26 protein-coding genes are annotated in these 23,733 nt (G+C 60.1%); 12 read left to right on the top strand and 14 right to left on the bottom strand.

All coding sequences use genetic code 11. The features are described from left to right. Nucleotide 1: 1 nt before the first annotated feature. The 6 genes from ACR0IP_RS12040 to ACR0IP_RS12015 all read right to left on the bottom strand — a co-directional run bounded on the left by ACR0IP_RS12040 (nt 2) and on the right by ACR0IP_RS12015 (nt 4,179). On the bottom strand, nt 2-187 hold the full coding sequence (locus ACR0IP_RS12040; protein WP_170460087.1) for a Trm112 family protein: 186 nt from the start codon (nt 185-187) through the stop codon (nt 2-4). Further along, the gene (locus ACR0IP_RS12035) at nt 184-825 is read right to left on the bottom strand and encodes an LON peptidase substrate-binding domain-containing protein (protein WP_170690679.1); all 642 of its coding nucleotides are present in this window, start codon (nt 823-825) and stop codon (nt 184-186) included. The genes ACR0IP_RS12040 and ACR0IP_RS12035 overlap by 4 nt, the downstream gene beginning before the upstream one ends. A gap of 27 nt (nt 826-852) precedes the next feature. Next, entirely contained in the window at nt 853-1,770 is a 918-nt protein-coding gene (gene trxA, locus ACR0IP_RS12030) for a thioredoxin (RefSeq protein ID WP_480525742.1), read from the bottom strand. A gap of 76 nt (nt 1,771-1,846) precedes the next feature. Next, nucleotides 1,847-2,635 carry an exodeoxyribonuclease III gene (locus ACR0IP_RS12025; protein ID WP_480525741.1) on the bottom strand — a complete coding sequence of 263 codons (789 nt, stop codon included), beginning with the start codon at nt 2,633-2,635 and terminating at the stop codon, nt 1,847-1,849. 125 nt (nt 2,636-2,760) lie between these two features. Beyond that, nucleotides 2,761-3,150, bottom strand: coding sequence for a VOC family protein (locus ACR0IP_RS12020; RefSeq protein ID WP_170471399.1), 390 nt, complete (start codon nt 3,148-3,150; stop codon nt 2,761-2,763). A gap of 342 nt (nt 3,151-3,492) precedes the next feature. After that, nucleotides 3,493-4,179, bottom strand: a complete 687-nt coding sequence (locus ACR0IP_RS12015) for a response regulator transcription factor (RefSeq protein WP_170375588.1) — start codon at nt 4,177-4,179, stop codon at nt 3,493-3,495. A 162-nt stretch (nt 4,180-4,341) separates the two neighbouring features. On the opposite strand from ACR0IP_RS12015, the gene ribA reads away from it, so the two are divergent. Together ribA and ACR0IP_RS12005 are read left to right on the top strand one after the other, a co-directional pair. After that, a complete protein-coding gene (gene ribA, locus ACR0IP_RS12010) occupies nt 4,342-5,436 on the top strand; it encodes a GTP cyclohydrolase II (RefSeq protein WP_480525740.1) in 1,095 nt (364 codons plus the stop codon). Then, nucleotides 5,433-5,933 carry a L,D-transpeptidase family protein gene (locus ACR0IP_RS12005; RefSeq protein WP_170690688.1) on the top strand — a complete coding sequence of 167 codons (501 nt, stop codon included), beginning with the start codon at nt 5,433-5,435 and terminating at the stop codon, nt 5,931-5,933. The genes ribA and ACR0IP_RS12005 overlap by 4 nt, the downstream gene beginning before the upstream one ends. Here ACR0IP_RS12005 and ACR0IP_RS12000 read toward each other — a convergent pair. Beyond that, the gene (locus tag ACR0IP_RS12000; RefSeq protein ID WP_170690690.1) at nt 5,917-6,576 is read right to left on the bottom strand and encodes a YggS family pyridoxal phosphate-dependent enzyme; all 660 of its coding nucleotides are present in this window, start codon (nt 6,574-6,576) and stop codon (nt 5,917-5,919) included. The two genes, ACR0IP_RS12005 and ACR0IP_RS12000, sit on opposite strands and share 17 nt — an antisense overlap. A gap of 102 nt (nt 6,577-6,678) precedes the next feature. Further along, a complete protein-coding gene (locus tag ACR0IP_RS11995; RefSeq protein WP_170375596.1) occupies nt 6,679-7,734 on the bottom strand; it encodes a porin in 1,056 nt (351 codons plus the stop codon). A 282-nt stretch (nt 7,735-8,016) separates the two neighbouring features. On the opposite strand from ACR0IP_RS11995, the gene ACR0IP_RS11990 reads away from it, so the two are divergent. The 4 genes from ACR0IP_RS11990 to holA all read left to right on the top strand — a co-directional run bounded on the left by ACR0IP_RS11990 (nt 8,017) and on the right by holA (nt 12,646). Further along, nucleotides 8,017-8,505 (top strand): DUF3576 domain-containing protein, encoded by a 489-nt coding sequence (locus ACR0IP_RS11990; RefSeq protein ID WP_170376039.1) that lies wholly within the window; start codon nt 8,017-8,019, stop codon nt 8,503-8,505. 73 nt (nt 8,506-8,578) lie between these two features. Continuing rightward, a complete protein-coding gene (gene leuS / locus ACR0IP_RS11985; protein WP_480525737.1) occupies nt 8,579-11,131 on the top strand; it encodes a leucine--tRNA ligase in 2,553 nt (850 codons plus the stop codon). Continuing rightward, nucleotides 11,118-11,621 (top strand): LPS assembly lipoprotein LptE, encoded by a 504-nt coding sequence (lptE, locus tag ACR0IP_RS11980; RefSeq protein WP_480525735.1) that lies wholly within the window; start codon nt 11,118-11,120, stop codon nt 11,619-11,621. Before leuS ends, lptE begins: the two co-directional genes overlap by 14 nt. Continuing rightward, the gene (holA, locus tag ACR0IP_RS11975) at nt 11,618-12,646 is read left to right on the top strand and encodes a DNA polymerase III subunit delta (protein WP_480525733.1); all 1,029 of its coding nucleotides are present in this window, start codon (nt 11,618-11,620) and stop codon (nt 12,644-12,646) included. Before lptE ends, holA begins: the two co-directional genes overlap by 4 nt. On the opposite strand, the gene ACR0IP_RS11970 is transcribed toward holA, so the two are convergent. Beyond that, nucleotides 12,643-13,821 carry a TIGR03862 family flavoprotein gene (locus ACR0IP_RS11970; protein WP_480525731.1) on the bottom strand — a complete coding sequence of 393 codons (1,179 nt, stop codon included), beginning with the start codon at nt 13,819-13,821 and terminating at the stop codon, nt 12,643-12,645. The two genes, holA and ACR0IP_RS11970, sit on opposite strands and share 4 nt — an antisense overlap. A gap of 46 nt (nt 13,822-13,867) precedes the next feature. Between ACR0IP_RS11970 and ACR0IP_RS11965 the strand changes: the two genes are divergently transcribed. Further along, nucleotides 13,868-14,164: an HNH endonuclease gene (locus ACR0IP_RS11965; protein WP_170483195.1), complete on the top strand. Its 297-nt coding sequence runs from the start codon at nt 13,868-13,870 to the stop codon at nt 14,162-14,164. A 100-nt stretch (nt 14,165-14,264) separates the two neighbouring features. Here the strand turns inward: ACR0IP_RS11965 and ACR0IP_RS11960 are convergent, their stop codons facing one another. The 3 genes from ACR0IP_RS11960 to ACR0IP_RS11950 are packed head-to-tail and all read right to left on the bottom strand — an operon-like array spanning nt 14,265 to nt 16,347. Beyond that, nucleotides 14,265-15,008 carry a VOC family protein gene (locus tag ACR0IP_RS11960; protein WP_480525728.1) on the bottom strand — a complete coding sequence of 248 codons (744 nt, stop codon included), beginning with the start codon at nt 15,006-15,008 and terminating at the stop codon, nt 14,265-14,267. Next, nucleotides 14,999-15,607 (bottom strand): enoyl-CoA hydratase/isomerase family protein, encoded by a 609-nt coding sequence (locus tag ACR0IP_RS11955; protein ID WP_480525727.1) that lies wholly within the window; start codon nt 15,605-15,607, stop codon nt 14,999-15,001. Before ACR0IP_RS11955 ends, ACR0IP_RS11960 begins: the two co-directional genes overlap by 10 nt. After that, on the bottom strand, nt 15,604-16,347 hold the full coding sequence (locus tag ACR0IP_RS11950) for an SDR family oxidoreductase (protein ID WP_170375609.1): 744 nt from the start codon (nt 16,345-16,347) through the stop codon (nt 15,604-15,606). The genes ACR0IP_RS11955 and ACR0IP_RS11950 overlap by 4 nt, the downstream gene beginning before the upstream one ends. Before the next feature lie 139 nt (nt 16,348-16,486). Here ACR0IP_RS11950 and ACR0IP_RS11945 point away from each other — a divergent pair, with 139 nt between their 5' ends. The 5 genes from ACR0IP_RS11945 to lpxK all read left to right on the top strand — a co-directional run bounded on the left by ACR0IP_RS11945 (nt 16,487) and on the right by lpxK (nt 22,469). Continuing rightward, nucleotides 16,487-18,007, top strand: a complete 1,521-nt coding sequence (locus ACR0IP_RS11945; protein WP_480525725.1) for a DUF2125 domain-containing protein — start codon at nt 16,487-16,489, stop codon at nt 18,005-18,007. A 108-nt stretch (nt 18,008-18,115) separates the two neighbouring features. Then, on the top strand, nt 18,116-19,462 hold the full coding sequence (locus ACR0IP_RS11940) for a TldD/PmbA family protein (RefSeq protein WP_170375612.1): 1,347 nt from the start codon (nt 18,116-18,118) through the stop codon (nt 19,460-19,462). Beyond that, complete coding sequence (locus ACR0IP_RS11935) at nt 19,449-20,249, top strand: inositol monophosphatase family protein (RefSeq protein WP_480525723.1); 801 nt, start codon at nt 19,449-19,451, stop codon at nt 20,247-20,249. The genes ACR0IP_RS11940 and ACR0IP_RS11935 overlap by 14 nt, the downstream gene beginning before the upstream one ends. Next, nucleotides 20,246-21,481, top strand: coding sequence for a 3-deoxy-D-manno-octulosonic acid transferase (locus tag ACR0IP_RS11930; protein ID WP_419738420.1), 1,236 nt, complete (start codon nt 20,246-20,248; stop codon nt 21,479-21,481). The genes ACR0IP_RS11935 and ACR0IP_RS11930 overlap by 4 nt, the downstream gene beginning before the upstream one ends. Further along, on the top strand, nt 21,468-22,469 hold the full coding sequence (gene lpxK, locus ACR0IP_RS11925; RefSeq protein WP_170471430.1) for a tetraacyldisaccharide 4'-kinase: 1,002 nt from the start codon (nt 21,468-21,470) through the stop codon (nt 22,467-22,469). Before ACR0IP_RS11930 ends, lpxK begins: the two co-directional genes overlap by 14 nt. A gap of 40 nt (nt 22,470-22,509) precedes the next feature. On the opposite strand, the gene ACR0IP_RS11920 is transcribed toward lpxK, so the two are convergent. Both ACR0IP_RS11920 and ACR0IP_RS11915 read right to left on the bottom strand, forming a co-directional pair. Further along, nucleotides 22,510-23,172: a DsbA family protein gene (locus tag ACR0IP_RS11920; protein WP_170552315.1), complete on the bottom strand. Its 663-nt coding sequence runs from the start codon at nt 23,170-23,172 to the stop codon at nt 22,510-22,512. A 13-nt stretch (nt 23,173-23,185) separates the two neighbouring features. Further along, a complete protein-coding gene (locus ACR0IP_RS11915; protein WP_480525720.1) occupies nt 23,186-23,692 on the bottom strand; it encodes a DUF721 domain-containing protein in 507 nt (168 codons plus the stop codon). Between the last annotated feature and the right edge of the window lie 41 nt (nt 23,693-23,733).

The following is a 23,733-nucleotide window of genomic DNA, read 5'->3' as shown; positions in this document are numbered from 1 at the left end:
CTCAGTCCAACGCGCGGGCTTCATCGACCAGCATCACCGGGATGCCGTTGCGGATCGGAAAGGCCAGACCGGCAGCCTTCGACACCAACTCCTGCTTGTCCGCATCATAGTGCAGCGTCGTATGCGTCTGAGGGCAAATCAGCGCCTCAAGCATGTGGCGGTCAAAAGCGTGTTCAGGCTCGCTCATTGCAATTTTTCCTCGTTTGATCCGCCCCGCAGCGCGAATTCGATCAATGTCACCAGTGTCTCACGCCTTGTGCGCAGACAGGGGGCTTCTAGTAAGGCCTGTTTGTCTTCGGGATCGAAATCCATCAGCATCGACAGCGAATTCACCAAGAGCTCATCATCAGCTTCTTTCAGCGAATCCCAATCGGTCGACAGATCACGCGAGTCGAAGAAGCGTTCCAGCAGGTTCAGAAAGCGGCTGCGGTCGAACACGTCGTCCTTCTCGGCCTTGCCCAGATCGCGGTCAAACCCTTCCCAGGACACTTCGCACCTGCGATACGGCGTAAAAGCGTCCAGTTCGGATTTGATACGGAACCGGGACACACCGGTCAGGGTGATCAAATAGCGGCCATCCTCAGTCTCGGAGAATTGCGTTACGCGACCAGCACAACCGATACGATGTAGCTTTGTTTCATCGCTCAGCGAGGGGTTCGGCTGAACCATTCCGATCAGCCGCTCCTTCGTTTTCAGGGCATCGTCAAGCATCTGCAGGTAGCGTGGCTCGAAGATGTGCAACGGAAGTCGCGACCGGGGCAGCAACAGCGCCCCGGGCAGTGGAAACACGGATATCGTATCCGGCAAGTCGGCGGGATGAATCATAGTCCCGAGTCTAGCTCTGATCCGAAATTAGGCAAATATCATCGAGCTGAGTTTGCGCCGCCCGTTCAGAACAATCGGATCGTTTGGCTTGAGCGCGTCGAAGATCGTGAACAACTGCGTTTTGGCAGCACCCTCGTTCCACTCACGATCGCGGCGGAACAGCTCCAACAGCTGTGTCACTGCCTCTTCTACATCGCCATTGGCGTGCAAGGCCTGCGCCAGATCGAACCGGGTCTGATGATTGTCGGGATCGGCCTCAACGGCTGCGGTCAACTCGGCCACCGGGCCCGCATCCGCCGCCTGCCTGGCCAGCTCCAACTGGGCATGAGCGGCTTCGAGTTCCGGAGCGTTGGATATCTCGGCAGGCGCACCGTTCAGGATCGCCTCGGCCTGTTCCAGATCGCCCGAGGCAATATGCGCACGCACCAGACCACCATAGGCAGCGGCATGGTTGGGGTCCTCGCCCAGAATTGCGGCAAAGGTTTGCGCTGCATCTACGGCTGCACCTTCAGCCAGCATTTCCTCAGCCGCCTGCACGGCATCCTCCAGTTGACCACCGGGGCTTTCGCCTCCGGCCGCCTCAATCACGCGGTCGATAAAGGCCTTGATCTCGGACCCCGGCAACGCGCCCTGAAAGCCGTCCACCGGCTGACCCTTGAAGAATGCATAGACAGTTGGAATCGACTGGATGCGCATCTGAGACGCGATCATTTGCGCCTCATCCACGTTGATCTTAACCATCTTGACCGCACCCTTGGCAGCGGTCACCGCCTCTTCCAGCGCAGGCCCAAGCGTCTTGCACGGGCCACACCAAGGGGCCCAGAAATCCACGATCACCGGAACATCCTGAGACGCCTCGACAACATCCTCCATAAAGGTGGCTTCGCTGCTGTCCTTGATCAGATCGGTGGCTGAGGTGCTTTCCGCGCCGCTCAGAAGGTCCATGGCATTCACTCTCCGGTTCAAACGTGCGCCCTATATGCAATCACTTGCTGCAGAAACCAAGGGCCGAGTTGCGAATCTAGAGGTCGAAACTGGCGAAAACGGGGGCGTGATCGCTTGGTTTTTCCCACCCGCGCGCGTCCCGAAGGACGCGGCTGGAATGCCCAGAGTTCGAGATATCCGGGGTGGCCCAAACGTGATCCAGGCGCCGGCCCTTGTCAGCAGCGTCCCAATCGCGCGCCCGGTAGGACCACCAGCTATAAAGCTGCCCTTCGGGGATATCCTGCCGGGTGATATCGACCCAACCGCCCGCATCTTGTGTTTCGGCCAGCGCCTCAACCTCGATCGGCGTGTGCGAGACGACCTTGAGAAGTTGTTTGTGCGACCAGACATCATCCTCGCGTGGGGCGATGTTAAGATCGCCGACCAGAATGGATTTCGCGGGCTTTTCCGAATGGAACCAGTCGCGCATATCGGCGAGGTAGTCTAGCTTTTGCCCGAACTTCTCGTTCACCTCACGATCCGGCACATCCCCTCCCGCGGGGACGTAGAAGTTCTGGATGGTGACGCCATTTTCCAACCGCGCCGCGATATGACGGGCATGGCCGAGATCGGCAAAATCCTTGTCGCCGATTTCCTCCATCGGGATGCGCGATAGAATGGCGACACCATTGTAGCCCTTCTGCCCTCGGGCCACCATGTGGGTGTACCCCAGTTCCGCGAAGCCTTCGGTCGGAATCTTTTCAACCGGAGACTTGCATTCCTGCAAACACAGCACATCCGGAGCTTCTTCCTGCAGCAATTTCAGCACGATAGGCTCGCGCAGGCGGACCGAGTTGATGTTCCAGGTAGCAAGGGTGAAGGGCATAGTAGGGGAATCCTCTGTCAAAGTCGGGCTTGGCGTGGCACGGCGTTGGGCGCCACGAGAACAGGCCACAAACGGCTAGGGTTCGTCAATGACTGCTATGCGGGCGACAAGAGCTTTTGCTGCGATCAGTCCGCATCGCCGAAATAGACGAAACTCATTTTGTTGCCATCAAGATCCCGCACGTAAGCTCCATAGAAGTCAGGGCCATATTGCGGGCGTGGACCCGGCTCCCCTTCGTTGGTTCCGCCCGCAGAGAGTGCCGCCGCATGGGCTGCTTGCACTTCTTCTTCACTTTCGCACAGCAAACCGACCATATTCCCATTGCCTGGCGTTGCTGCTTCCTTGTTGTACGGCGGAGCGACCCAAATCCGCCCACCACCGCGCAGACCATAGCAAAACCCATGGGGCATGAATTCCATGACCACCGTTCCACCAATCAAGGGCAGGACGGCATCGAAGTAGTCCCTAGCCTTTGCTACATCGTTTGAACCGATCATCACGTAATTTAGGGACATAATATACCTCGCGAAAAAGATGGAACATATTAGGAACAAATGGCATCCCGTCGACCGTAGTGCAACCCCTGAATTGCGTAGGCCGTGAAAGGAGCTATGCCTCAGAAACTGGTTCAACTGACGCATCTTGCCGATTGAACAAACATTTTCTGAGCGTGTAGTGATAGGCAGCCCAACGCCGGGGCATGAGCGATTGTGGACACGCTCAACGAAAAAAAGCCGGGCCATCTGGCCCGGCAGTCCAACAGGGAGGTACATGTCATTACCCGGACATGCACGGGTTGGGAGTAACCTAATTATGACTTCAGGGTATCACTTTGATCCAAATCAATCCACCTCGGATCAAGATACCAGTCGATATCCACCTGACTCTGTGACCAAAAGGCGAGCATTTGACGGATCAGGCTCGATTTTCTGACGCAGGCGGTAGATGTGCGTCTCGAGCGTGTGGGTCGTCACACCCGCGTTATAGCCCCAGACCTCATGTAGCAGGACGTCGCGCGCCACCACACCATCGGTCGAGCGGTAGAGGAACTTGAGGATGTTGGTTTCCTTCTCGGTCAGACGGATTTTCCGGTCTTCCTCGGTGATCAGCATCTTCATTGCAGGCTTGAACGTGTAGGGACCAAGCACGAATACGGCGTCTTCGGACTGTTCATGCTGACGCAACTGCGCGCGGATACGGGCCAGCAGAACCGGGAATTTGAACGGCTTGGGGACATAGTCATTGGCACCGGCATCGAGACCCAGGATCGTGTCGGCGTCACTGTCATGGCCCGTCAGCATAAGGATCGGGCTTTTGACGCCCTGCTTGCGCATAAGGCGGCACAACTCTCGACCGTCCGTGTCAGGAAGACCCACATCCAGAATCACGAGGTCATAGATCGCTTCGCGCGCGCGCTCCATCGCGGACGCTCCGTCAGAGGCTTCGAACACGTCGAAATCCTCGGTCATCACAAGTTGCTCGCTGAGCGCCTCGCGCAGGTCCTCGTCATCATCCACCAACAGGATTTTCTTGAGCTGAGCCATTCTTGGGTCCTCCAAAGCCTTTCCCATCACTTGCGTGTGGAATATGCAATCAACAAGATTTACTGCAACCGTCTCACGCCTTCGTGTCAGACGCAGCGGAAATGTTTCACAATTCCAGCCGAAAGCGCTAGGAAAAGGGTCGAACGTTATAGGGTAACATAGATGAGTCTCATCCCCGATATCACCGAATTGCTGGCGCGCGCGCGGGCTGACCTGCGGATGGGCGTGCCAATCGTGCTGGTGGATGACAATGGCGGCAGCGTTCTGGCCATCTCGGCCGAGACGATCACACCCCAACGACTTGCCGATCTACGCAGTTTGGGTGGGACACCTGTGGTGGCCATCACCGGGCGACGGGCGGAAACGCTAAAAGCACGCGCTTACGATGGCGATCTGGCGCGGGTGTTGATCCCGGCGGATGCAGACATGGCATGGGTACAAGCCGTGGCGGACCCATCGGATGATCTGAATGCGCCGATGAAAGGCCCTCTGATGACCGAAAGGCAGGGCAATGCCAACCTGCACCGCATTGCCATCGCTCTGGCCAAATCCGCCCGATTGCTGCCTGCCGCCGTGGTGCTGCCGGTCGAAGATGGCCGCAGTTTTGTGGCGACCCACGGGTTGACTTGCATAGATCACACACTCGCCGCGCCGCATCTGGCAGATCGCAGCGCGTTGCACCCGGTTGTCGCCGCGCGCTTGCCGATGGAAGTGTCCGAGGCCGGTCGGTTGCACGTTTTCCGCCCTGAAGACGGCGGGGAAGAGCATTACGCGGTCGAGGTCGGGCGACCGGATCGCAGCAAGCCCGTCTTGGCGCGGCTTCATTCTGCGTGTTTTACCGGCGACATCATGGGCAGCCTAAAATGCGACTGCGGCCCTCAGCTGCGCGGCGCACTGGCTCAGATGGGTACCGAGGGTGCAGGCGTGTTGCTCTATCTGAACCAGGAAGGGCGCGGAATCGGACTGGCCAACAAGATGCGCGCTTATTTCCTGCAGGATCAGGGCTTTGACACAGTCGAAGCCAACCATCGCCTTGGATTTGAAGATGATGAGCGCGATTTCCGCCTCGGGTCGGATATTCTGAAATCGCTGGGCTTCAGCTCGGTCCGGTTGCTGACCAACAATCCCGCGAAGATCGCCATGATGGAGCGCACTGGAATCGCCGTCGCAGAGCGGGTTCCGCTGAAGGTCGGGGAAACCGCCCATAACCGCGGATATCTTGAGACCAAGGCCTCGAAATCCGGGCATTTGCTGTGACGCCCGAAGACTTGGTGCTGACCCCACGGGGCATTCGGTTCCGGGGGCGGTCCTTTCCTTGCTCGATCGGGAAAGGCGGGCGAAGTACCACTAAACGCGAAGGCGATGGCGCCACGCCAGTCGGTGTTCATCGCATTGTCGGCATGCTCTACCGCGCGGATCGGATCTCGGCCCCCACGTCATGGGCCATTCCGATCGGCCCGCAAGACCTGTGGTCGGACGATTCGAAGGACAGTCGTTATAACCAACTGGTCACCGCCCCCTATCCGTTCAGCCATGAACGGCTACGCCGCGCGGACCCTCTCTATGATCTGGTGCTGCTGACCGATTGGAACTGGCCGAATGCGGTGCCGGACAAAGGCTCTGCCATCTTCCTGCACCAATGGCGGAGGTTGGGTTATCCGACCGAGGGCTGTGTCGCCTTCCGTCGCGACCACCTGCGCTGGATAGCCGAGCGGATCACGCCCGGCACCCGCCTGATCATTCCTGAGGTCTGACCCGTTCGCCAAAGATCGCCGAGCCAACGCGCACGTGGGTAGCCCCCAGCGCTATCGCCTGTTCGAAATCACCGCTCATGCCCATCGAAAGACCCTCGAGGCCGTTGCGGGCGGCAATCTTGGCCAGCAAGGCAAAATGCAGCGTGGGTTCTTCCTCGACCGGCGGGATGCACATCAGACCGCGAACTGGCAGTTCCAGCGTCCGGCATTCTGCAATGAGCCCATCCGCATCTGCAGGAAGGATACCGGCCTTCTGTTCCTCTTCGCCCGTATTGACCTGGATGAACAGGTCCGGACAGGACCCCAGCTCCTGCGCCAACCGCGCCAGAGTTTTTGCCAATTTCGGGCGATCGACCGAGTGGATGGCATCGCAAAGCTCCATCGCCTGCCGGGCTTTGTTGGTTTGCAAAGGGCCGATTAGGTGAAGATCAATTCCTTCGAATTGTTCCTTGAACGCGGGCCATTTACCGGCCGCTTCCTGCACGCGGTTCTCGCCAAAGCACCGGTGGCCCTGTTCCAGCACATCCTGCACACGCTCGTTTGGTTGCACTTTGGATACGGCGATCAGCTTCACCAACCCCGCAGCCCGCCCGGCTTTGGCTTCGGCTTTTGCGATACGGGCGGAAATCTCTGACAGCGACATAGCGATCCTTAAATCTGGTTTGCAGCGAGACAAACACCAAGTCGGCGAAAAGAAAAGGGCGGGTCCGAAGACCCGCCCTAGAACCGTGTGGTTCAGATCAACTTAGAAGTTGAACTGGGCACCAAAGTCGGCGCGGACAAAGCTGTCGTCTTCACCGTTTTTGATCTGGCCGATACCACCGCGCAGCGATACACCGCCACCCAGGTCGTAGTGAGCGCCGATACCAACGTTGCGGGTATCGCCATCAGCCGAACCGTCACCGTAGACGAACTGGATGGTGGTCGCAGCGCCAACGTTGTAGGCAACCGACAGACCGTATGCAGTGCCGTCGGTGGCATCTACTTCGGTGTTATCGTCTGCAACAAACAGAGTACCTGCGAAGTCACCAAACTCAGCACCCAAGGTGAAAACGAGCAGGCTTGGGTCGTCACCCGAACCACCGTCGGTCTGACCGTAGGCCAGAGCGGCAGTGATGTTGTCGAAGGTGTAGGTCGCGCTGATGTCCCAACGGTCTGCATCTTCTTCGGTCAGAACGAGGTCGGGGCTACCCGCTGTACCGGTCGAAGTGATCGATGCGGCTTGGTCGTACGACGCGCCGAATGCGAAGTCACCAACAGCGTACTGGAAGAAGACGCCGTTTACGCCTGCGCCCGACGAGCTGTAGGTCGCAAAGCTATAGTCAACACCCGAGTACTGACCCAGGAATGTTTCCAGACCAACTTCGTAGCCGTAGTAGTTTGCAAGGTTGTCAAACGAACCGGCGATGTTGCCAGCGTCAACACGCAGACCACCGAAGATAACCGAGTAACGTGCGCCGTTCAGCTGAGCTGTACCAGCTTCACCTTGGCCATCGTCGTCAGCCTGTACACGGATACGACCTTCGAAGCGAACGCCGCCATCGGTTTCTGCGATGCCGTCAATGTTCAGACGGAAGCGCGAGACCAGGATAACGTCATCGGATTCGATCGAACCGGACGCGCTTACGTCGTCGGCGGTTCCGTTCAGGCCATCGGCGCCAGGACCGGTAGCAGTTACGGTGCGGCTACGATCTTCAACGTAACCCAGACCAAAACGGCCGTAACCGCTGAAGTTAACTTCAGCTGCTGCAACGCCTGCGGTCGCTACCAGCGCCGTCGTTGCGAAGAGAACTTTTTTCATCTTGTTTCCCTCGGTTTCAAAAAGTTTTATCTACTCGACACATGCAAAGCATATGTCTCAGCACGGACATCGTTTCGCTCTTTTCCCCCCCTTTGTGCAAGGTTGGCCTAAATACCGGGACCGCATTGAAGTTGGATTGGTGCAAGGATGCCACAGTCCTAATCACCGCTCCATCGCGCGGATATAGTGGGATTTGATAAGAATAGGCTTGTTGCGCAAAGGGTCCTTGGCTAGGAGTAGCTTCCAATGACCGCAATTATAGCGAAACAGGACCGACCAACGATGCGCTTGCCGACGACTTTGGGTTTGATCTTTCTGACTGCCACTCTTGCAGCGTGTGGACAGAATCGCAGCGCCGTTACGAACCCGGACCTACTTACCTCGAACAGCACCCGCACCGATGAGCGCGAGCTGGATGATCCCGAACGTACGTCGATCTGGGATATCTTCGGCCCCAACAATGCCGAGCAGACCACCAACGTGAACCGTTACCTATGGGCGGCGTCATTGGATGTTCTGAATTTCCTGCCCGTGCAAGAGGTTGATCCCTTTACCGGTGTAATCGTAACGGGTTACGGCACCCCTCCGGGCGGTGGGCGGCAGTATCGCGCCACCGTGCATATAAGTGACCCGGCGCTTGCGGCGCGCTCCCTTTCGGTTGCGCTGCAGTCCAGCGGGGGCTCTCCGGTCAGCGCCGCAACGACCCGCGCGGTTGAGGATGCGATCCTCTCGCGCGCAAGACAGCTACGGATTGCAGACAACAAGTTCTAGCAACCCGATCAAAATCGCTCTAAAGACCACGCCGGGTTCCTACCCGGCGTTTTCAGTTACGAAGGACCGCATGATGTCGCGCTACTCGGCCAGTGAAATCGAAACAAAATGGCAAGAGGCCTGGGACAAGGCCGGAATCTTCACCGCCGACCACAAGGCGGACAAGCCGAAATACTACGTGCTTGAGATGTTTCCCTACCCATCTGGCCGAATCCATATGGGGCATGTGCGCAACTATACGATGGGCGACGTGATCGCGCGGCACAAGCTGGCGACCGGCCATAACGTCCTGCACCCGATGGGGTGGGACGCGTTCGGTATGCCGGCCGAAAACGCCGCGATGGCGATTGGCGGCCACCCCAAAGACTGGACCTATGGCAATATCGCCGACATGCGCGGGCAGATGAAACCTCTGGGCCTGTCGATCGACTGGTCGCGCGAATTCGCCACCTGTGACCCGGAATATTATGGCCAGCAGCAAGCGCTGTTCCTCGATATGCTCGAAGCCGGTCTGGTTTATCGCAAGAACGCCGTCGTGAACTGGGACCCGGTCGATATGACCGTTCTGGCCAATGAGCAGGTTGAAAACGGGCGCGGCTGGCGTTCGGGCGCGCTGGTGGAACGGCGCGAGCTGACGCAATGGTTCTTCAAGATCTCGGACTATTCCGAGGAATTGCTGGACGCGCTAGACGCGCTTGAAAACTGGCCCGCCAAAGTCCGCCTGATGCAAGAGAACTGGATCGGCAAGTCGCGTGGCCTGCAATTTGGCTTTGAACGCACCGACGGAGGTGAGCCGATCACCGTCTATACGACTCGCCCCGACACCCTGCTGGGCGCGTCTTTTGTCGGTATCTCACCAGATCACCCGATTGCCAAAAAGCTTGAGGCCGAAAACCCGGAAGTCGCTGAATTCGTTTCTGAATGCCGCAAGGGTGGCACCACCGAAGAAGCGATCGAGACCGCCGAGAAGCTGGGCTATGACACTGGCATCAAGGTGAAGCACCCGCTGGATCCGAATTGGGAATTACCGGTCTGGATCGCGAATTTCATCCTGATGGATTACGGCACCGGCGCGATCTTCGCCTGCCCGGCCCATGACCAGCGCGATCTGGATTTCTGCCGCAAATACGGCCTGCCCGTGGTCGATACGTTCTTTGCGCTGGACGATGAGTCTCCGGTCGACAAGCTCGCATTCGTTCCGCCAAAAACCGAGAAAGTCCGCTGGGTGAACCATTTCGCGGGTCTGACCGAGGCAACCGGCGAAGAGGCCATCAACGCCACTGTCGATTTTGCCGAAAAGGCGGGTTGGGGCGAAGGTGTCACCAAATTCCGTCTGCGCGACTGGGGTCTGAGCCGCCAGCGCTACTGGGGCTGCCCGATTCCCGTGGTCCACTGCGAAAAATGCGGCACGGTGCCCGAGAAGAAAGAGAATCTGCCGATCGAGCTGCCCTATGATGACGGCAACGGCAAACCCATCGACTTCTCAATCCCCGGCAATCCGCTGGACCGCCACCCCAGCTGGCGGGATACGCCCTGCCCGTCCTGTGGCGCTCCGGCCAAGCGTGAAACCGATACGATGGACACGTTCGTCGATTCGTCTTGGTACTACGCGCGCTTCACCGCCCCACGCGCGGAAACCCCGACCGATCTGGCAGAAGCCGAGTACTGGATGAATGTCGACCAGTATATTGGCGGCATTGAGCATGCCATTCTGCACCTGCTCTATTCGCGCTTCTTCGCACGGGCGATGCAGATCACCGGCCACCTACCGAAAAAGGCCATCGAGCCGTTCAATGCACTGTTCACTCAGGGCATGGTAACGCATGAGATCTACCAGACGCGCGACGCGAATGGCCGCCCGGTCTATCACCTGCCCGAGGACGTGACCGACGGCAAATTGGCCGATGGCACCGAGGTCGAAATCATCCCGTCGGCCAAAATGTCGAAATCCAAGAAAAACGTCGTGGACCCAGTCAGCATCATCTCGGCGTTCGGCGCAGATACTGCCCGTTGGTTCGTCCTGTCCGATTCGCCGCCCGAGCGGGACGTGGAATGGACAGCTTCCGGCGCCGAGGCCGCGTTCAAGCACCTTAGCCGTGTGCATCGCATCGCGTCCGAGATCGCCGAGTCGGACGTTCCGGGCAATGGAGAAGACGAAACCCTGCTGCGCGAGATGCACAAAGCGATCCATGATGTTTCGGGGGGAGTCGAATCCTTTGGCTTCAACGCCTCGATTGCCAAGCTTTATGCCTTCACCAACACTCTGGCGAAGTCGAAAGCAGGGACCGAGGCCAAGCGTGAAGCCGCTAAGACTTTGGCACAGTTGATGTCGCTAATGACGCCGCACCTGTCCGAGGAGCTCTGGCAGCTGCTGGGTGGTGAGGGTCTTGTGGCAACAGCTGCTTGGCCGGTCGCGGATGAGGCGATGCTGGTCGATGACACCATCACCTTGCCGATCCAGATCAACGGCAAACGCCGCGCGGAAATCAGCGTGCCCAAGGATATGCCCAAGGATGAGGTTGAAAAAATCGCGCTCAGCACCGAAGCTGTGCAAAAGGCGTTGGAGGGAGCCGCGCCGAAGAAGGTGATTGTTGTCCCGGGCCGGATCGTGAATGTCGTCGTTTAACCGCAGAAGTTTTTTGTTTGCCCCGCTGGCTGCCTGTTTTCTTGGGGCCGCCTGCGGGTTTGAACCGATCTATGCGCCTGGTGGGGCGGGGTCGGAACTGTTTGGCAAGGTTGAGGTATCGGCCCCGAACACGGTCGAGAGTTACCTGCTGGTTCAGAACCTCGAACAAAAGCTGGGGCGCAGCGCGACCTCAGGCAATGCCTACCGTCTGGATGTCCGTGTTGAGACCGCCGTCCAGGCAGCTGCGATCACGTCCACCAACGAAATCAACCGTTTGTCCATCGAGGGGCGCGCCGAATACACGCTGAAATCGAATGAAACCGGGCAGATTCTGGCCTCGGGCGCAGTCACGGATTTCGTAGGCTATTCGGCGGCAGGTTCCAGCGTTTCGACCCTTGCGGATGAGCGCGACGCCCGAGAGCGCCTGATGGTGATTCTGTCCGACCAGATCGTCAATCGCCTCTATGCGACGCCGGGCCTGACCTCATGAAGTTGAGCCCGCGCGAGGCTGACGGGTATTTTGCCAGACCGGACACGGACAAAACCGGGTTGCTGATCTACGGCGCCGACACCATGCGCGTGGCTTTGAAGCGCCAGCAGGTGTTGACCGCGTTGCTTGGGGCAAATGCCGAAGAAGAGATGCGCCTGACCCGGATGCCCGACAGCGATCTGCGCGGTGACCCGGCGTTATTGCTGGATGCGGTCAAAGCGGTTGGGTTTTTCCCCGGCCCCCGCGCGGTGTTCGTGGAGGAAGCAACCGATACCGCCGCGCCCGCGATCCTTGCTGCGCTTGAGGATTGGACGGCCGGAGATGCTCAGATCATCGTGACGGCGGGCCAGCTGAAAGCCAGCTCGAAAATCCGCAAGGCCTTCGAATCACATCCGGCGGCCTATGCGGTGGGCATATACGACGATCCGCCCTCTCGGGCCGAAGTTGAACGGATCCTGACTCAAGCCGGCTTGCAGAACATCCCGCGCGACGCGATGTCGGCGCTGGGAGAGTTAGCGGTCAGCCTCAGCCCCGGTGATTTCACCCAAACGGTCGAGAAGCTGTCGCTGTATAAACGCGGCGACGATAGCGAACTCAGCCTCGAAGACATCGAAGCCTGCGCGCCCCGCTCGACCGAGGCCGCGCTAGATGATGTATTGAACGTGGTCGCCGAAGGCCGCGCCGGAGAAATAGGCCCGCTGATCCGTCGCCTGCAGGCGCAGGGCACCAACGGGGTGACGCTGTGCATCGGCGCGACCAGGCATTTCCGCACGCTTTACGCCTGTGCCTCCGACCCCGGTGGGGCGGCGCAAGGGATCGGCAAATTGCGCCCGCCCGTCTATGGCAAAAGACGCGACCGTATTTTGCGGCAGGCTCAAGGGTGGGGTGCGCCCAAGCTGCAGACAGCGCTGACAGTGCTGACAGATACCGACCTGTCGCTGCGCTCGGCGGGGCAAACGGCTCCTGCGATGGCCTTGGTCGAACGCGCGATGATCCGGCTGGCGATGCTGGCCCGGTCGCGTTAGCGGTTCAACCAGTCCGCCGCAGCCCGTCCAGCCCAGCGCCCGGTCGCCAGACAGGCGGTGAGAAGATAGCCGCCGGTAGGTGCCTCCCAATCCAACATCTCACCGGCACAGAACACTCCGGGCATCGCGCTCAGCATCAATCCGTCGGTCATGGCAGCGCGTGTGATCCCTCCAGCGGTTGAGATCGCCTCATCCATCGGGCGCAATCCTGCGTGGCGTACCGGTAGGGCCTTGATCAGTGCGGCGACGTCGTCGGGCGCGTTTGGAAGGGGACGGGCGAACTCCATCAGCAACGCAGTTCGCACCGGCCCGAGCTTCAGAGCTTTGCGCAGGTGATTGGACAAGCTCGCCTTGCCGCGCGGTTTTGCCAGTCGTGCCGCCACTTCTGAGACAGGCAGGTCAGGCATCAAATCGATCGACAGGGGCGCACCCTCTCGCACGGGCTTGCAGATAGAGTAGATACCCCCGCCTTCCAAGCCGCGGGCCGATACCACTGCCTCGCCGCGTGTGCGCTGGGTTCCGGCTTGTAGCGCGACACCTTTGATCGGCGCCCCAAAATGCGCGGTCATGTGATCCGACCAGTCGACCAATAACCCAGCATTTGCCGCTGCAAAGGGCGCAAGCTGCACAGCTTTTTCTGCCAGCCATGGCGCCCAGGCTCCATCCGAGCCCAACCGCGCCCAGCTGGCCCCGCCCATGGCAAGCACAGTTGCGTCGGGCTGCAGCCGTTGCGGACCATCCGGGGTATCAAAAGCCAGCGCGTCGCCCTCCCACCCGGTCCACCGCCAGCGGGTTCTGATCTCGACACCGCGATCAGCCAGACGCGCCAGCCATGCACGCAGCAAGGGTGAGGCTTTCATAACGGTTGGAAAAACACGGCCTGTTGAGCCGGTGAAAAGCTCTTGCCCCAAGGCGCGCGCCCAGTTCTGCACGGCCTGCGCATCAAACTCAGCCAGCATCGGGCGCAGCCAGTCTGCGGCTTCTACATACGATTGGATCAGTGCCTCAAGGGGCTCATCCTTGGTCAAGTTCAGACCCGACTTTCCGGCCATCAGGAACTTGCGCGCGACCGAGGGCTTGGCCTCGGCCACAAGAACCGAGTGACCGGCAAGGGCAAGCTGCTCGGCCGCCATCAGCCCGGCCGGTCCTGCCCCGATCACCACTGCCTGCGCCATCCTCGCCCTCTTGCCTTCGCCGCCCGCAGGCGCATCATTCCCAATCATGACGAACAGCGATCCGATCTGCCCGCTTTGCGACCGCCCCATTCCCGATGGCGGCGGCAGCCTGCATCATCTGATCCCAAAACTCAAAGGAGGCAAGGGCGGACCAACCGTTCTGCTGCACCAGATCTGCCACAAAGAGGTCCACGCCACCCTGTCCGAGGCCGAGCTGGCGCGCAGCTTCAACACGGTTGAGGCCCTGCGCGCCCATCCAAGGCTTGAGAAATTCCTGAACTGGGTGCGCAAGCGTCCGCCCGGTTTCCGGTCGAAAGTTCCGGGCAAGCGGCGCGGGCGCTGATCAGATCGCTTTGCGTTTGATTTGAATCGAAATACGCTGCCTCTCTCTGCGGTCGAACGCGGATTTCGATGATCTCACCTCAATTAAAACGCAAAACGCTTTAGCCGGGCAGAACCGGATCGCCAAACGCATCCGAAAGCGCGGCGGGTAGCCCCTCGACTTCGATCCCCTGATAGTCGGGAACAGGCGCGAATTGGGCGTCTTGCACATGCTGGAACTCGAGCGTTGTGTAGGGTCGTTTCCAGAGCCATTCGCGATTCTCAACCGCCCAAAGGTCAGGATCGGGCGGAGCCTCAAGCGTGAAGGCATAAAAATGCAGGTCAAACCCATAGGCCGCTACGTCCTGCATCGACAGAAGCTCCATACCCTGAGCGCGACAAAACGCATCCTCGGCGGAGATATCTCCTGTGCGTAAGGTGATCTGACCCACTCGTGCCCCTGCAAACGGGGCCGCGGGGTCGGCGGCATTTTCCGGGCGGTTGCCTTCAAAATCATGCTGCAAAAGCTCGATCACAAAGCCTTCAGGGTCGCTGAGATGCGCCATATACCCGATATCGAGGAACTGACGCGGTTCGCTGACAGCATAGCCTTTGGCCCGCAGCGCCTCGGCGGCCAGATCGACATCGGGCAGAGTGATCCCGATCTTCCAATAGCGATGCCCCTGATTGTGGGAATACCCCGTACCCCCCGGTAGCAGCAGCAGATCAGCATCTTCGCCGGCGTATCCCACACGCCAGGATTCGCCGATTTCCTGCACCGACATACCCAAAACATCCCGATAGAACCCGGCCAGACGAGCCGGATCAGCAACGCGCAGCCTGACTGCGGACAACCTCAGCGACAAAGCTCTGCAATCCCCGCTGCGATTTCTGGCTTGGCCGCGAGGCTATCGGCAACTAGCTCGCGTGCCGTCGGCATTAGCTCGTCCGGCGAGACGATGCGATCCACCAGACCGAACGCATACGCCTCCTCAGCTGAGATCTTCTGGCCTGACATCAGAATCAGCTTGGTGCGCGCCGGACCAATCAATGAGGCCATGCGCTTGGGGTCGGAGGGTTGCGGCAGAAAGCCCAGCTTCATCACCGGATAGAAGAACTTGGCCGAAGACACCGCGATTCGCAGGTCGCAGGCCAAGGCCATGCCGTTTGCACCTCCCGCCAGCGTCCCGTTCAGTGCCGCAACGGTCAGGCAGGGCAGCGCCGCGATTGCACCCGACAACCGCTCCCAGACGTCCGAGGTCGCAAGCCCCGCGCGGGCTTCCTCCAGATCAGCACCGGCGCTGAAGACGTTGCCAGCGCCGGTCAGGATCAGGGCGCGCGCCTCGGTTGCGGCCTCGGAAATTTCGGCCAACTCGGTCAGCATCGCGCCGGTCAGTGCGTTGGCCTTGCCCGGATTGTTGATCGTGACGGTCCACAATCCGTCTTCCTTAGTCAGTTCAATCACGTCAGGCCGATCCTTTGGCGAATATCGTCTTGGCGCAGGGAAATCTCGGCCCCCAAATATTCGTCGGCGTCCGAAGAACACATCCACAGCAGTGCCTTTGCGGGCCAATCCGCCGGGATGTGAACATCCCAGTCTAGCTGGCTGACAGGGTTGATGCCGCTGGCCTTGATGACACGCTGCATGTCAGTTGCCACTGTGCCCGGTGACAGGCCCATGGCGCGGATGCCATTATGAGCCTCTTCCAGATGCAGGCATTCCGTCAGCATCTTCGCACCGGCTTTCGAGGCGCAATAGTGGCTCCATGCCTCAACCGGGTTCGAGGCAGCGCCTGACGAAACGGTCAGAACCGTCCCTCCACCTGCGGCCCGCATCACCGGCAGAGCGGCCCGCATACCGTAGAAAACACCCTTGAGGTTGATGTCTATGGCCTGGCTCCACGCACTGACATCAGCGTTCGATAGGTGAAAGATCGGCTCGATCACTCCGGCATTGCCGATCAGAACGTCCAAACCGCCGAAACGCGCGACGCAATCGGCCACCGCTTGTTCGACCTGCGCGAAATCGCTGACGTCACAGGCCAGCGCCATCGCATTGTCTCCCAAAGCGGCCGCAAGCGCGTCAATCTGATCATGACTACGGGCCACCAACGCGACATTCGCCCCTGCTGCGGCAAACACGCGCGCGGCCTCGGCACCGATTCCACGGCTGGCCCCTGTTATGAGTACTGTTTTTCCCTGCATTTAACGCTCCTCACGTCTTGGGCTGACCTTTGGCTACAGGCGTAACGCGGAAACGGGGAAAGGGTCCAGCCCTTGCCCCCTTGACGATGCCTGCCACAAGCCCGACCATGCGCGCAAATTGATCAAGAAGGGTTACCTTATGTCTGTTTTCATCCGCCGCAGCTGTGGCGCCGTTCTGGCCTATGCCGTCGCAACTCAAGGTGCATATGCCGACCTGACTGCAAATGACGTCTGGAACGACTGGCAAGAGTATTTCCGGTCCGTAGGTTACACGGTCGAGGGCGAACCCAGCAGCGCTGGCGATGTCATGACCATCAACGACATGACCCTGTCCATGGACTTCCCTGAAGAGGACGGCCAGTTCCAGATGACCATGCCCGAGGTCACGTTGACCGAAAACGGCGATGGCACCGTCAACGTCGGCTTCCCCGGTAGCTTTCCGATGGTCATTTCGGGCGGTGTCGAAGATGAAAAGTTCACAGCAAACCTGACCTACAGCCAGACAGATCTGGAAATGGTTGTGTCAGGTGATCCTTCCGACATGACTTATGACTACACGGCGGCAGCCCTCGGGATTGTGTTGGATTCGATCGAGGGCGGAGACGAGCCAATTCCCGAAGATGCGCTGGAAGGTGGTATCGAATTTACAGGTATGGCTGGCACATCGCGCATGCTGATCGGCGACAATCGCGAGATCACGCAGACGCTCGACGCCGACCAAATGGCCTATAAGTTTAGCTTCAAAGACCCTGAAACCGGGGAATCGGGGTTGATTGACGGGGTACTGAACGGCCTGACATCCAGCGGCGACAGTGTCCTGCCCTCTGGGTTCGATCTGGCTGATCCGCAGGCATTGTATGACGCAGGCTTCGCCTTTTCCGGCATGGTCGCCTATGGCTCGGGCAAGACAGACATCAGCGGCGTCAGCGAAGGTGAGCAATTCACCATGGCAAGCTCGTCCCAAGGTGGCCGACTTGAGGCCAGCGTAGATGGCGAGCGTGTGGCCTATGACCTTGAACAGAATGACGCGAAACTGGCAGTGACGACCGGTGACCTGCCCTTTCCCATCGAGATCGCGATGGCTAAGGCGGGTCTGAACCTGGACATCCCAGTGCAAGAATCGGAGGAAGCCGCGCCCTTCGCCTTCGGCCTGAACCTGACCGATTTCACCATGTCAGATGTCCTCTGGAGCATTTTCGACCCGGCAGGCAACCTGCCGCGCGATCCGGCCACCATTGCGCTGGACACGACCGGCACGGCGAAAGTTCTGTTGAACATCTTCGATCCTGAGCAGGCTGCAGCCCTTGAAGAAGAAGCAGAAGTCCCAGCCGAGCTGCATTCGCTGAAAATCAACGAATTGCTGGTCTCGATGGTTGGCGCGCGCTTGACCGGGGACGGTGATTTTACGTTGGACAACGAGAATCTCGACGAATTCGGCATGCCCATTCCGACTGGCGTTGCGAACCTGAAATTGGTTGGGGCCAACGCACTGATCGACAAACTGATCGGCATGGGCCTGATGTCCGACAACGACGCCTTGGGTGCGCGTATGATGATGGGCATGATGGCTGTTCCGGGTGATGAACCCGACACGCTGAATTCGACAATCGAATTCACTGAAGACGGTCAGATTAAGGCCAATGGTCAGCGCATTAAGTAATGATATTAGAGAGGGCCGCTAGTGATCGGCCCTCCCACACAATACCGTCAGGGTCTTGCGAGAGGCGCGGTGCAAGGCTAGGTCCTTGGCAACACATCCGGAGGCCGCATGACCCGCACACCAGAAGAAATCAGCCAGCAATTGCTTGACGCCGCACGCCTCGCCGGGGCAGAGGCGGCAGATGCCATCGTGATCGACGGATCTTCCGTATCGGTCGAGGTACGTGGCGGCGCGCTGGAACATGCGGAACGCTCAGAAGGCACCGATCTGGGGCTTCGGGTGTTTCTGGGAAAGCAACAGGCCATTGTTTCAAGCTCTGACAGCCGTCCCGAAACGCTGACGGCCATGGCCGAACGGGCCGTCGCCATGGCGCGCGAAGCGCCCGAAGATCCTTTTACCGGTCTGGCGGCCAGCGAGGAATTGACCAACAGCTGGGATCTCGACGCGCTTGAGCTCTTTGATCCCTCCCCCGAACCCTCTGCCGAAGCGCTGATGCAAGATGCGCTGTCGGCTGAGGCCGCAGCTCTGGCTGTTTCCGGCGTATCGCAAGTCTCGGATGCGGCGGCGGGCTATGGCACACATCGGGTGCATCTGGCTGCCACCAACGGCTTCTCGGGCGGGTATGCGCGCAGTAGCCGATCAACATCCTGCGTTGCGATTTCGGGCGAAGGCACCGGAATGGAGCGGGACTATGACGGCGACAGCCGCACCTTCCAAGCCGACCTGCGGGACGCCGAGGAGATCGGACGCAAGGCCGGGGAACGCGCGGTCGAACAGGTTGGCGCGCGCCAGCCCGCAACGGGCAGTTTTCCGGTACTGTTTGACGAGCGGATTTCATCATCGTTGATCGGGCACTTACTCGCCGCCAGCAACGGCGCAGCGATCGCGCGTGGGGCGTCGTGGCTGCAGGATTGTTTGGGCGAACAGGTATTGCCGGAACATCTGTCGCTGGTCGAAGACCCGCACCGCCCACGTATCTCAGGCTCGCGCCCATTTGACGCCGAAGGGCTGGCAACGCGCCGCCGGGCGATTGTCGAGAACGGAGTGCTGACCGGCTGGACGCTGGATCTGGCCAGCGCACGTAAGCTTGGCATGACCTCAACCGGCAATGCAGCGCGCGGTGTCTCTGGGCCGCCCTCGCCCAGCAACTGGAACCTCAGCCTGACCCAAGGCACCCAAAGCCGCGCGGATCTGATGCGCGATATGGGTACCGGGTTGCTGGTCACCTCGATGATCGGATCGACGATCAACCCCAATACGGGGGATTACTCGCGCGGGGCCTCTGGGTTTTGGGTCGAGAATGGTGAAATTACGCATCCAGTCAATGAATGCACCATCGCGGGCAACCTGCGCGACATGCTGAAACGGATCATCCCGGCCAATGACGCGCGCAATTATCTGTCGCGCGTTGTGCCCTCGGTGCTGATCGAAGGGATGACCCTTGCCGGCAACTGACCTGCCACTGCTGATTGACGCCGCACGCAAGGCCGGAGAGATCGCGACCCGTTTCTCAGGGGCGCAGGCGCAGCGTTGGGACAAGCCCGACGGCGCCGGGCCGGTTACCGAGGCCGATCTGGCCGTCAACGAAATGCTGGAACATATGCTGCCCACAGCGCGGCCCGACTATGGCTGGCTCAGCGAAGAGACCGAGGATAGCCCGGACCGCCTGTCGCGGGACCGCGCCTTCATCATCGACCCGATTGACGGTACCCGCAGCTTTGCCGAAGGCTCGCGCACCTGGGCACATTCGCTGGCCGTCACTGAGTACGGAGAAGTCACCGCCGCCGTGATCTACCTGCCCCTGCGCGACCTGTTCTATGCGGCGGCGAAAGGTCAGGGCGCCACCCTGAATGGTGCGCCAATCCGCGCCTCGGAGGCTTCGGCGCTTGGGGCTGCCACAATTCTTGCCGCCAAACCCAACATGAACAGCCAACACTGGCGCGATGGCGAGGTGCCGGAGTTTGACCGTGCCTATCGCCCGTCGCTGGCCTATCGCATGGCCCTGGTCGGTGAGGGGCGTTTTGACGGCATGTTGACCCTACGACCCAGTTGGGAATGGGATATCGCGGCGGGCGACCTGATCATTCGCGAGGCCGGAGGGATCTGTACCGACCGCGCAGGCCAGCCCCTTCGGTTCAACAACGCGCAGCCTCGGCTAAACGGCGTTCTGGCCGCGGCGCAGGACATCCACAACCAGCTTTCGTCCCGGCTTGATCCGAACGGCCCTGGCATCGCCCCATGAGCAAACCGCGATCTCTGAGTCTTGCGGCCTACCGGGTCCTGTCGTGGGGGGGTGCACAGCAAAACATCCGACCAGATCAGCCCCGCCCGGACGGAGAGCTTGTCTGGGTTCACATCGCAACACGCGACCGCTTGCGTGCGATCAGTGACTTTTGCCTCAGACTGCAACAGGCCCGACCCGGCCTGTCGATTCTGCTGAGCACCCCGCCAGAGATCGACCTGAGCCGCTGGACCGGAAGCCCCTTTCCCATGGTCAACCTACCCGCCGAACAAACCGGGGCGGCGCGGGCCTTTCTGGACCATTGGCACCCCGATCTGGGTCTTTGGGTCGGAGGGGGATTGATGCCCAGCATCATTACCCGCGCGGAAGAGCGCAAAATCCCGATGCTTCTGATCGAGGCGCAGTTGGACGTCGTCTTGTCCCGCAATGCGCGGTGGCTGCCGGATATCAGCAGATATACGTTCGATTGCTTCGAGCATATCCTCACCACCACCGACGAAACGGCCCGCCAGATCCGGCGGATGGGGGTTGCTTCCTCCAAAGTGCGCAAGGCGCCCCCACTGCAGTTCAGTCCGAACCCGCACCCCTGGCCCGAGGACGAATTGATCGAGACCAACCACGCCCTCGCCGGACGTCCGGTCTGGCTGGCCGCGCGGGTTCAGGCGAAAGAGTTCATCTCGGTCCTCAGTGCCCATCGGCAAGCGCTGCGCATTCTGCCGCGATTGGCGCTGATCTTGCACGTGGCGGATCGGGCCGAGGCCGCGCCGCTGCAGCGGCGGCTTGAAACCATGGATCTGCGCTGTTCCAGTTGGGATGACGGCGGCCCTATCGAGGACACGACGCAGGTGATTGTCAGCTCTGAGCCCGAAGATCTTGGCCTTTGGCAACGCGTTTCACCGGTGTCCTTCATGGCTAGCTCGCTGGAACGCGGCGCGGGCGGGCAGGACCCGCTGGATGCTGTCGCACTGGGATCGGCGGTTATCTATGGCCCTCATATCGATATCTATCAGTCGGTTTATGCTCGCCTTGCCGAGGCCGGTGCCGCCCATCCGGTCAAAACCGCGACCGAGCTTGGAGATGCGGTCGTCGCCCTTCTGGCCCCGGATCGCGCGGCGGGGATGGCGCTGGCGGGATGGCAGGCGATCACCGAAGGGGCACCTCAGGCCGAGCTGTTAGTCGACATGCTGCAGGACCTTCTGGACCAGCGGAGTAACCACAATGCGCGCCCCTGACTTTTGGAACTCGGACCCCGCGCGCCCGGCGCTGCGTGCCCGACTGCTCAGCCCATTGGGGCGGCTTTATGCGGCGGCCACTGCGCGACGGGTCGGCTCTAATTCTGGACTGCAGCCGGGTGTGCCAGTGATTTGCATCGGCAACCTGAATGCTGGCGGAACCGGCAAGACCCCTACGGTGATCTGGGTGCTGGAACAGCTGCGCAATGCCTGGCACGAGCCGCATGTCGTCACGCGCGGCCATGGCGGGTCGCTGGAAGGCCCTGTTCGGGTTGACCCCACCAAACACAGCGCCGCGCAGGTCGGGGATGAGCCGCTTCTGCTGGCCATGTTCGCCGAGGTTTGGGTCTCCAAGGACCGTGCCGCGGGTGCGCGCGCCGCGGCCGAGGCGGGCGCAAGCGTGATTGTTCTGGATGATGGCTTTCAAAATCCCGCGGTCGCTAAGGATTTCTCGATCATTGTGGTGGATGCCCAGCGTGGATTCGGCAACGGCCTGTGCCTGCCCGCCGGTCCTCTGCGCGAACCCGTAGAGGTCGGCCTGAAACGCGCCGATCTGGTTCTGTCATTGGGCGATACGCAAGCGCAAGAGCACTTCGCGGCACAATGGGGTCACAAGCTAACGGTGCCCCATGCAACGGGCGTTGTCGCGCCGTTGCAAACCGGCATGGACTGGGCTGGATCGCGGGTTCTGGCTTTTGCCGGGATCGGCCACCCTGAGAAATTCTTTCAGACCCTGCGCCAGCAAGGGGCCGAGCTCTTGCGTGCCGAGGCGCTCGACGATCATCAACCACTGACCTCGGCGCTGATGACCCGGCTTGAAAACGAGGCGCGCCTGCTTGGCGCTCAGATGGTTACAACGGAAAAAGACGCAGTGCGCCTGCCGCAAGCTTTCCGCAACAAGGTCGTCACCCTGCCCGTCCGGCTGCAAGTGAACGACCCCGAGCAGGTCAAAGAGATGATCCTGAAAGCGGCCCCATCTCCTAAGTGACGGAAATGGTCGGCCCGAGAACAGGCCGACCAAAGAGCAATTAGCTGCCCAATTCGTCTTCGATCAGCTTCTTGAAATCCTCATAGGACTGGTTCGAAACCTTCTTGCCGTTCACAACAAAGGACGGAGTGCCCGTCACATCATCGCGCTCAGCGTTTTCCTGATACCACGCCACCAGAGTCTGGGCGCGCGTGCCGTCCTGCAGGCAGGCCTCAAGTTGGTCATTGTCGATACCCGCCAGACGGCCGATCTTGCGCAGCTCGTCCACGATCTCGGTTGGACCACCTGCTTGGGTCCATTCGGACTGGCCCTGATAGATCAGATCGGTAATGCCAAAAAACTTCTCAGGCCCTGCGCAGCGCGCAACCATCGACGCCCACAGGCCGTAGCGGTCAAAGTAGACCTCACGATAGATGAACTTGACCTTGCCGGTGTCGATGAAGTCCTTCTTCAGCTGCTTATACGCCCCCTGATGGAAGGTGGCGCAATGCGGACAGGTGTAAGAGGCATATTCGATGATCTCGACCGGCGCATCCTCGGCCCCTTGCACCATCTCGATGATCGTGGAGGTGTCCAGATTGGCCTCTTGCGCGATGGCGCTGCCGACCAGAGGATTGACGGAAGACGTGTTCGAAGCTGTCATCCAATAGCCACCAGCGGCCACTGCGACAGCCGCACAGATTACGGTTGCAATACGGCTCATTCTCAGCCCTTTCTCAGCGTTTCTGCTTGGATAAAACGTTGCGGCCCAAACGTTCAAGGGCCGCACGCAAATCTTCATCATGGACATCCTGCGAGACCCTGCCCGCTTCGGCCATGATTTCAGGTTTGATCTCTGGTTTCGCTTGCTTCGGCTTATGCCCGAAACTGGCCTGCCCCTCGGCAAATCCGGTCGGAGCGGTCTGGGTGATGCGCACTCGGCTGATCGCATTGTAGCCGTAGACGGCGTTCACCTTTCCGCGCAGTTGTTCTTTCTGCATTTCCAGCATGGGGGCCTGCGGCCCTGTTGTCAGCACGGTCAGGGTCGCCCCCATCCCGTTCCTGCCATAGCCCACATTCACGGGTCTTGCGATGGCGGCAGTGTCCTGGCCCACGATCTCGGCCCAGTGGGTCAGAAGGCGCGCAACGGCAAAGCCCCGGCTTTCGCCGGCGCGCCTGATCTGATCGTTCAGCAATGTCGCGGTGCGTTTGAACCCGCGGGTCGAAGAACGTCTGCGCTGCATCTGGTTTCCAACTCCTGCACCGCTATTGTAATAGGCAGGCC

Source organism: Ruegeria sp. AL11 (assembly GCF_056540865.1).
This window is presented reverse-complemented; position numbering and strand designations above follow the sequence as displayed.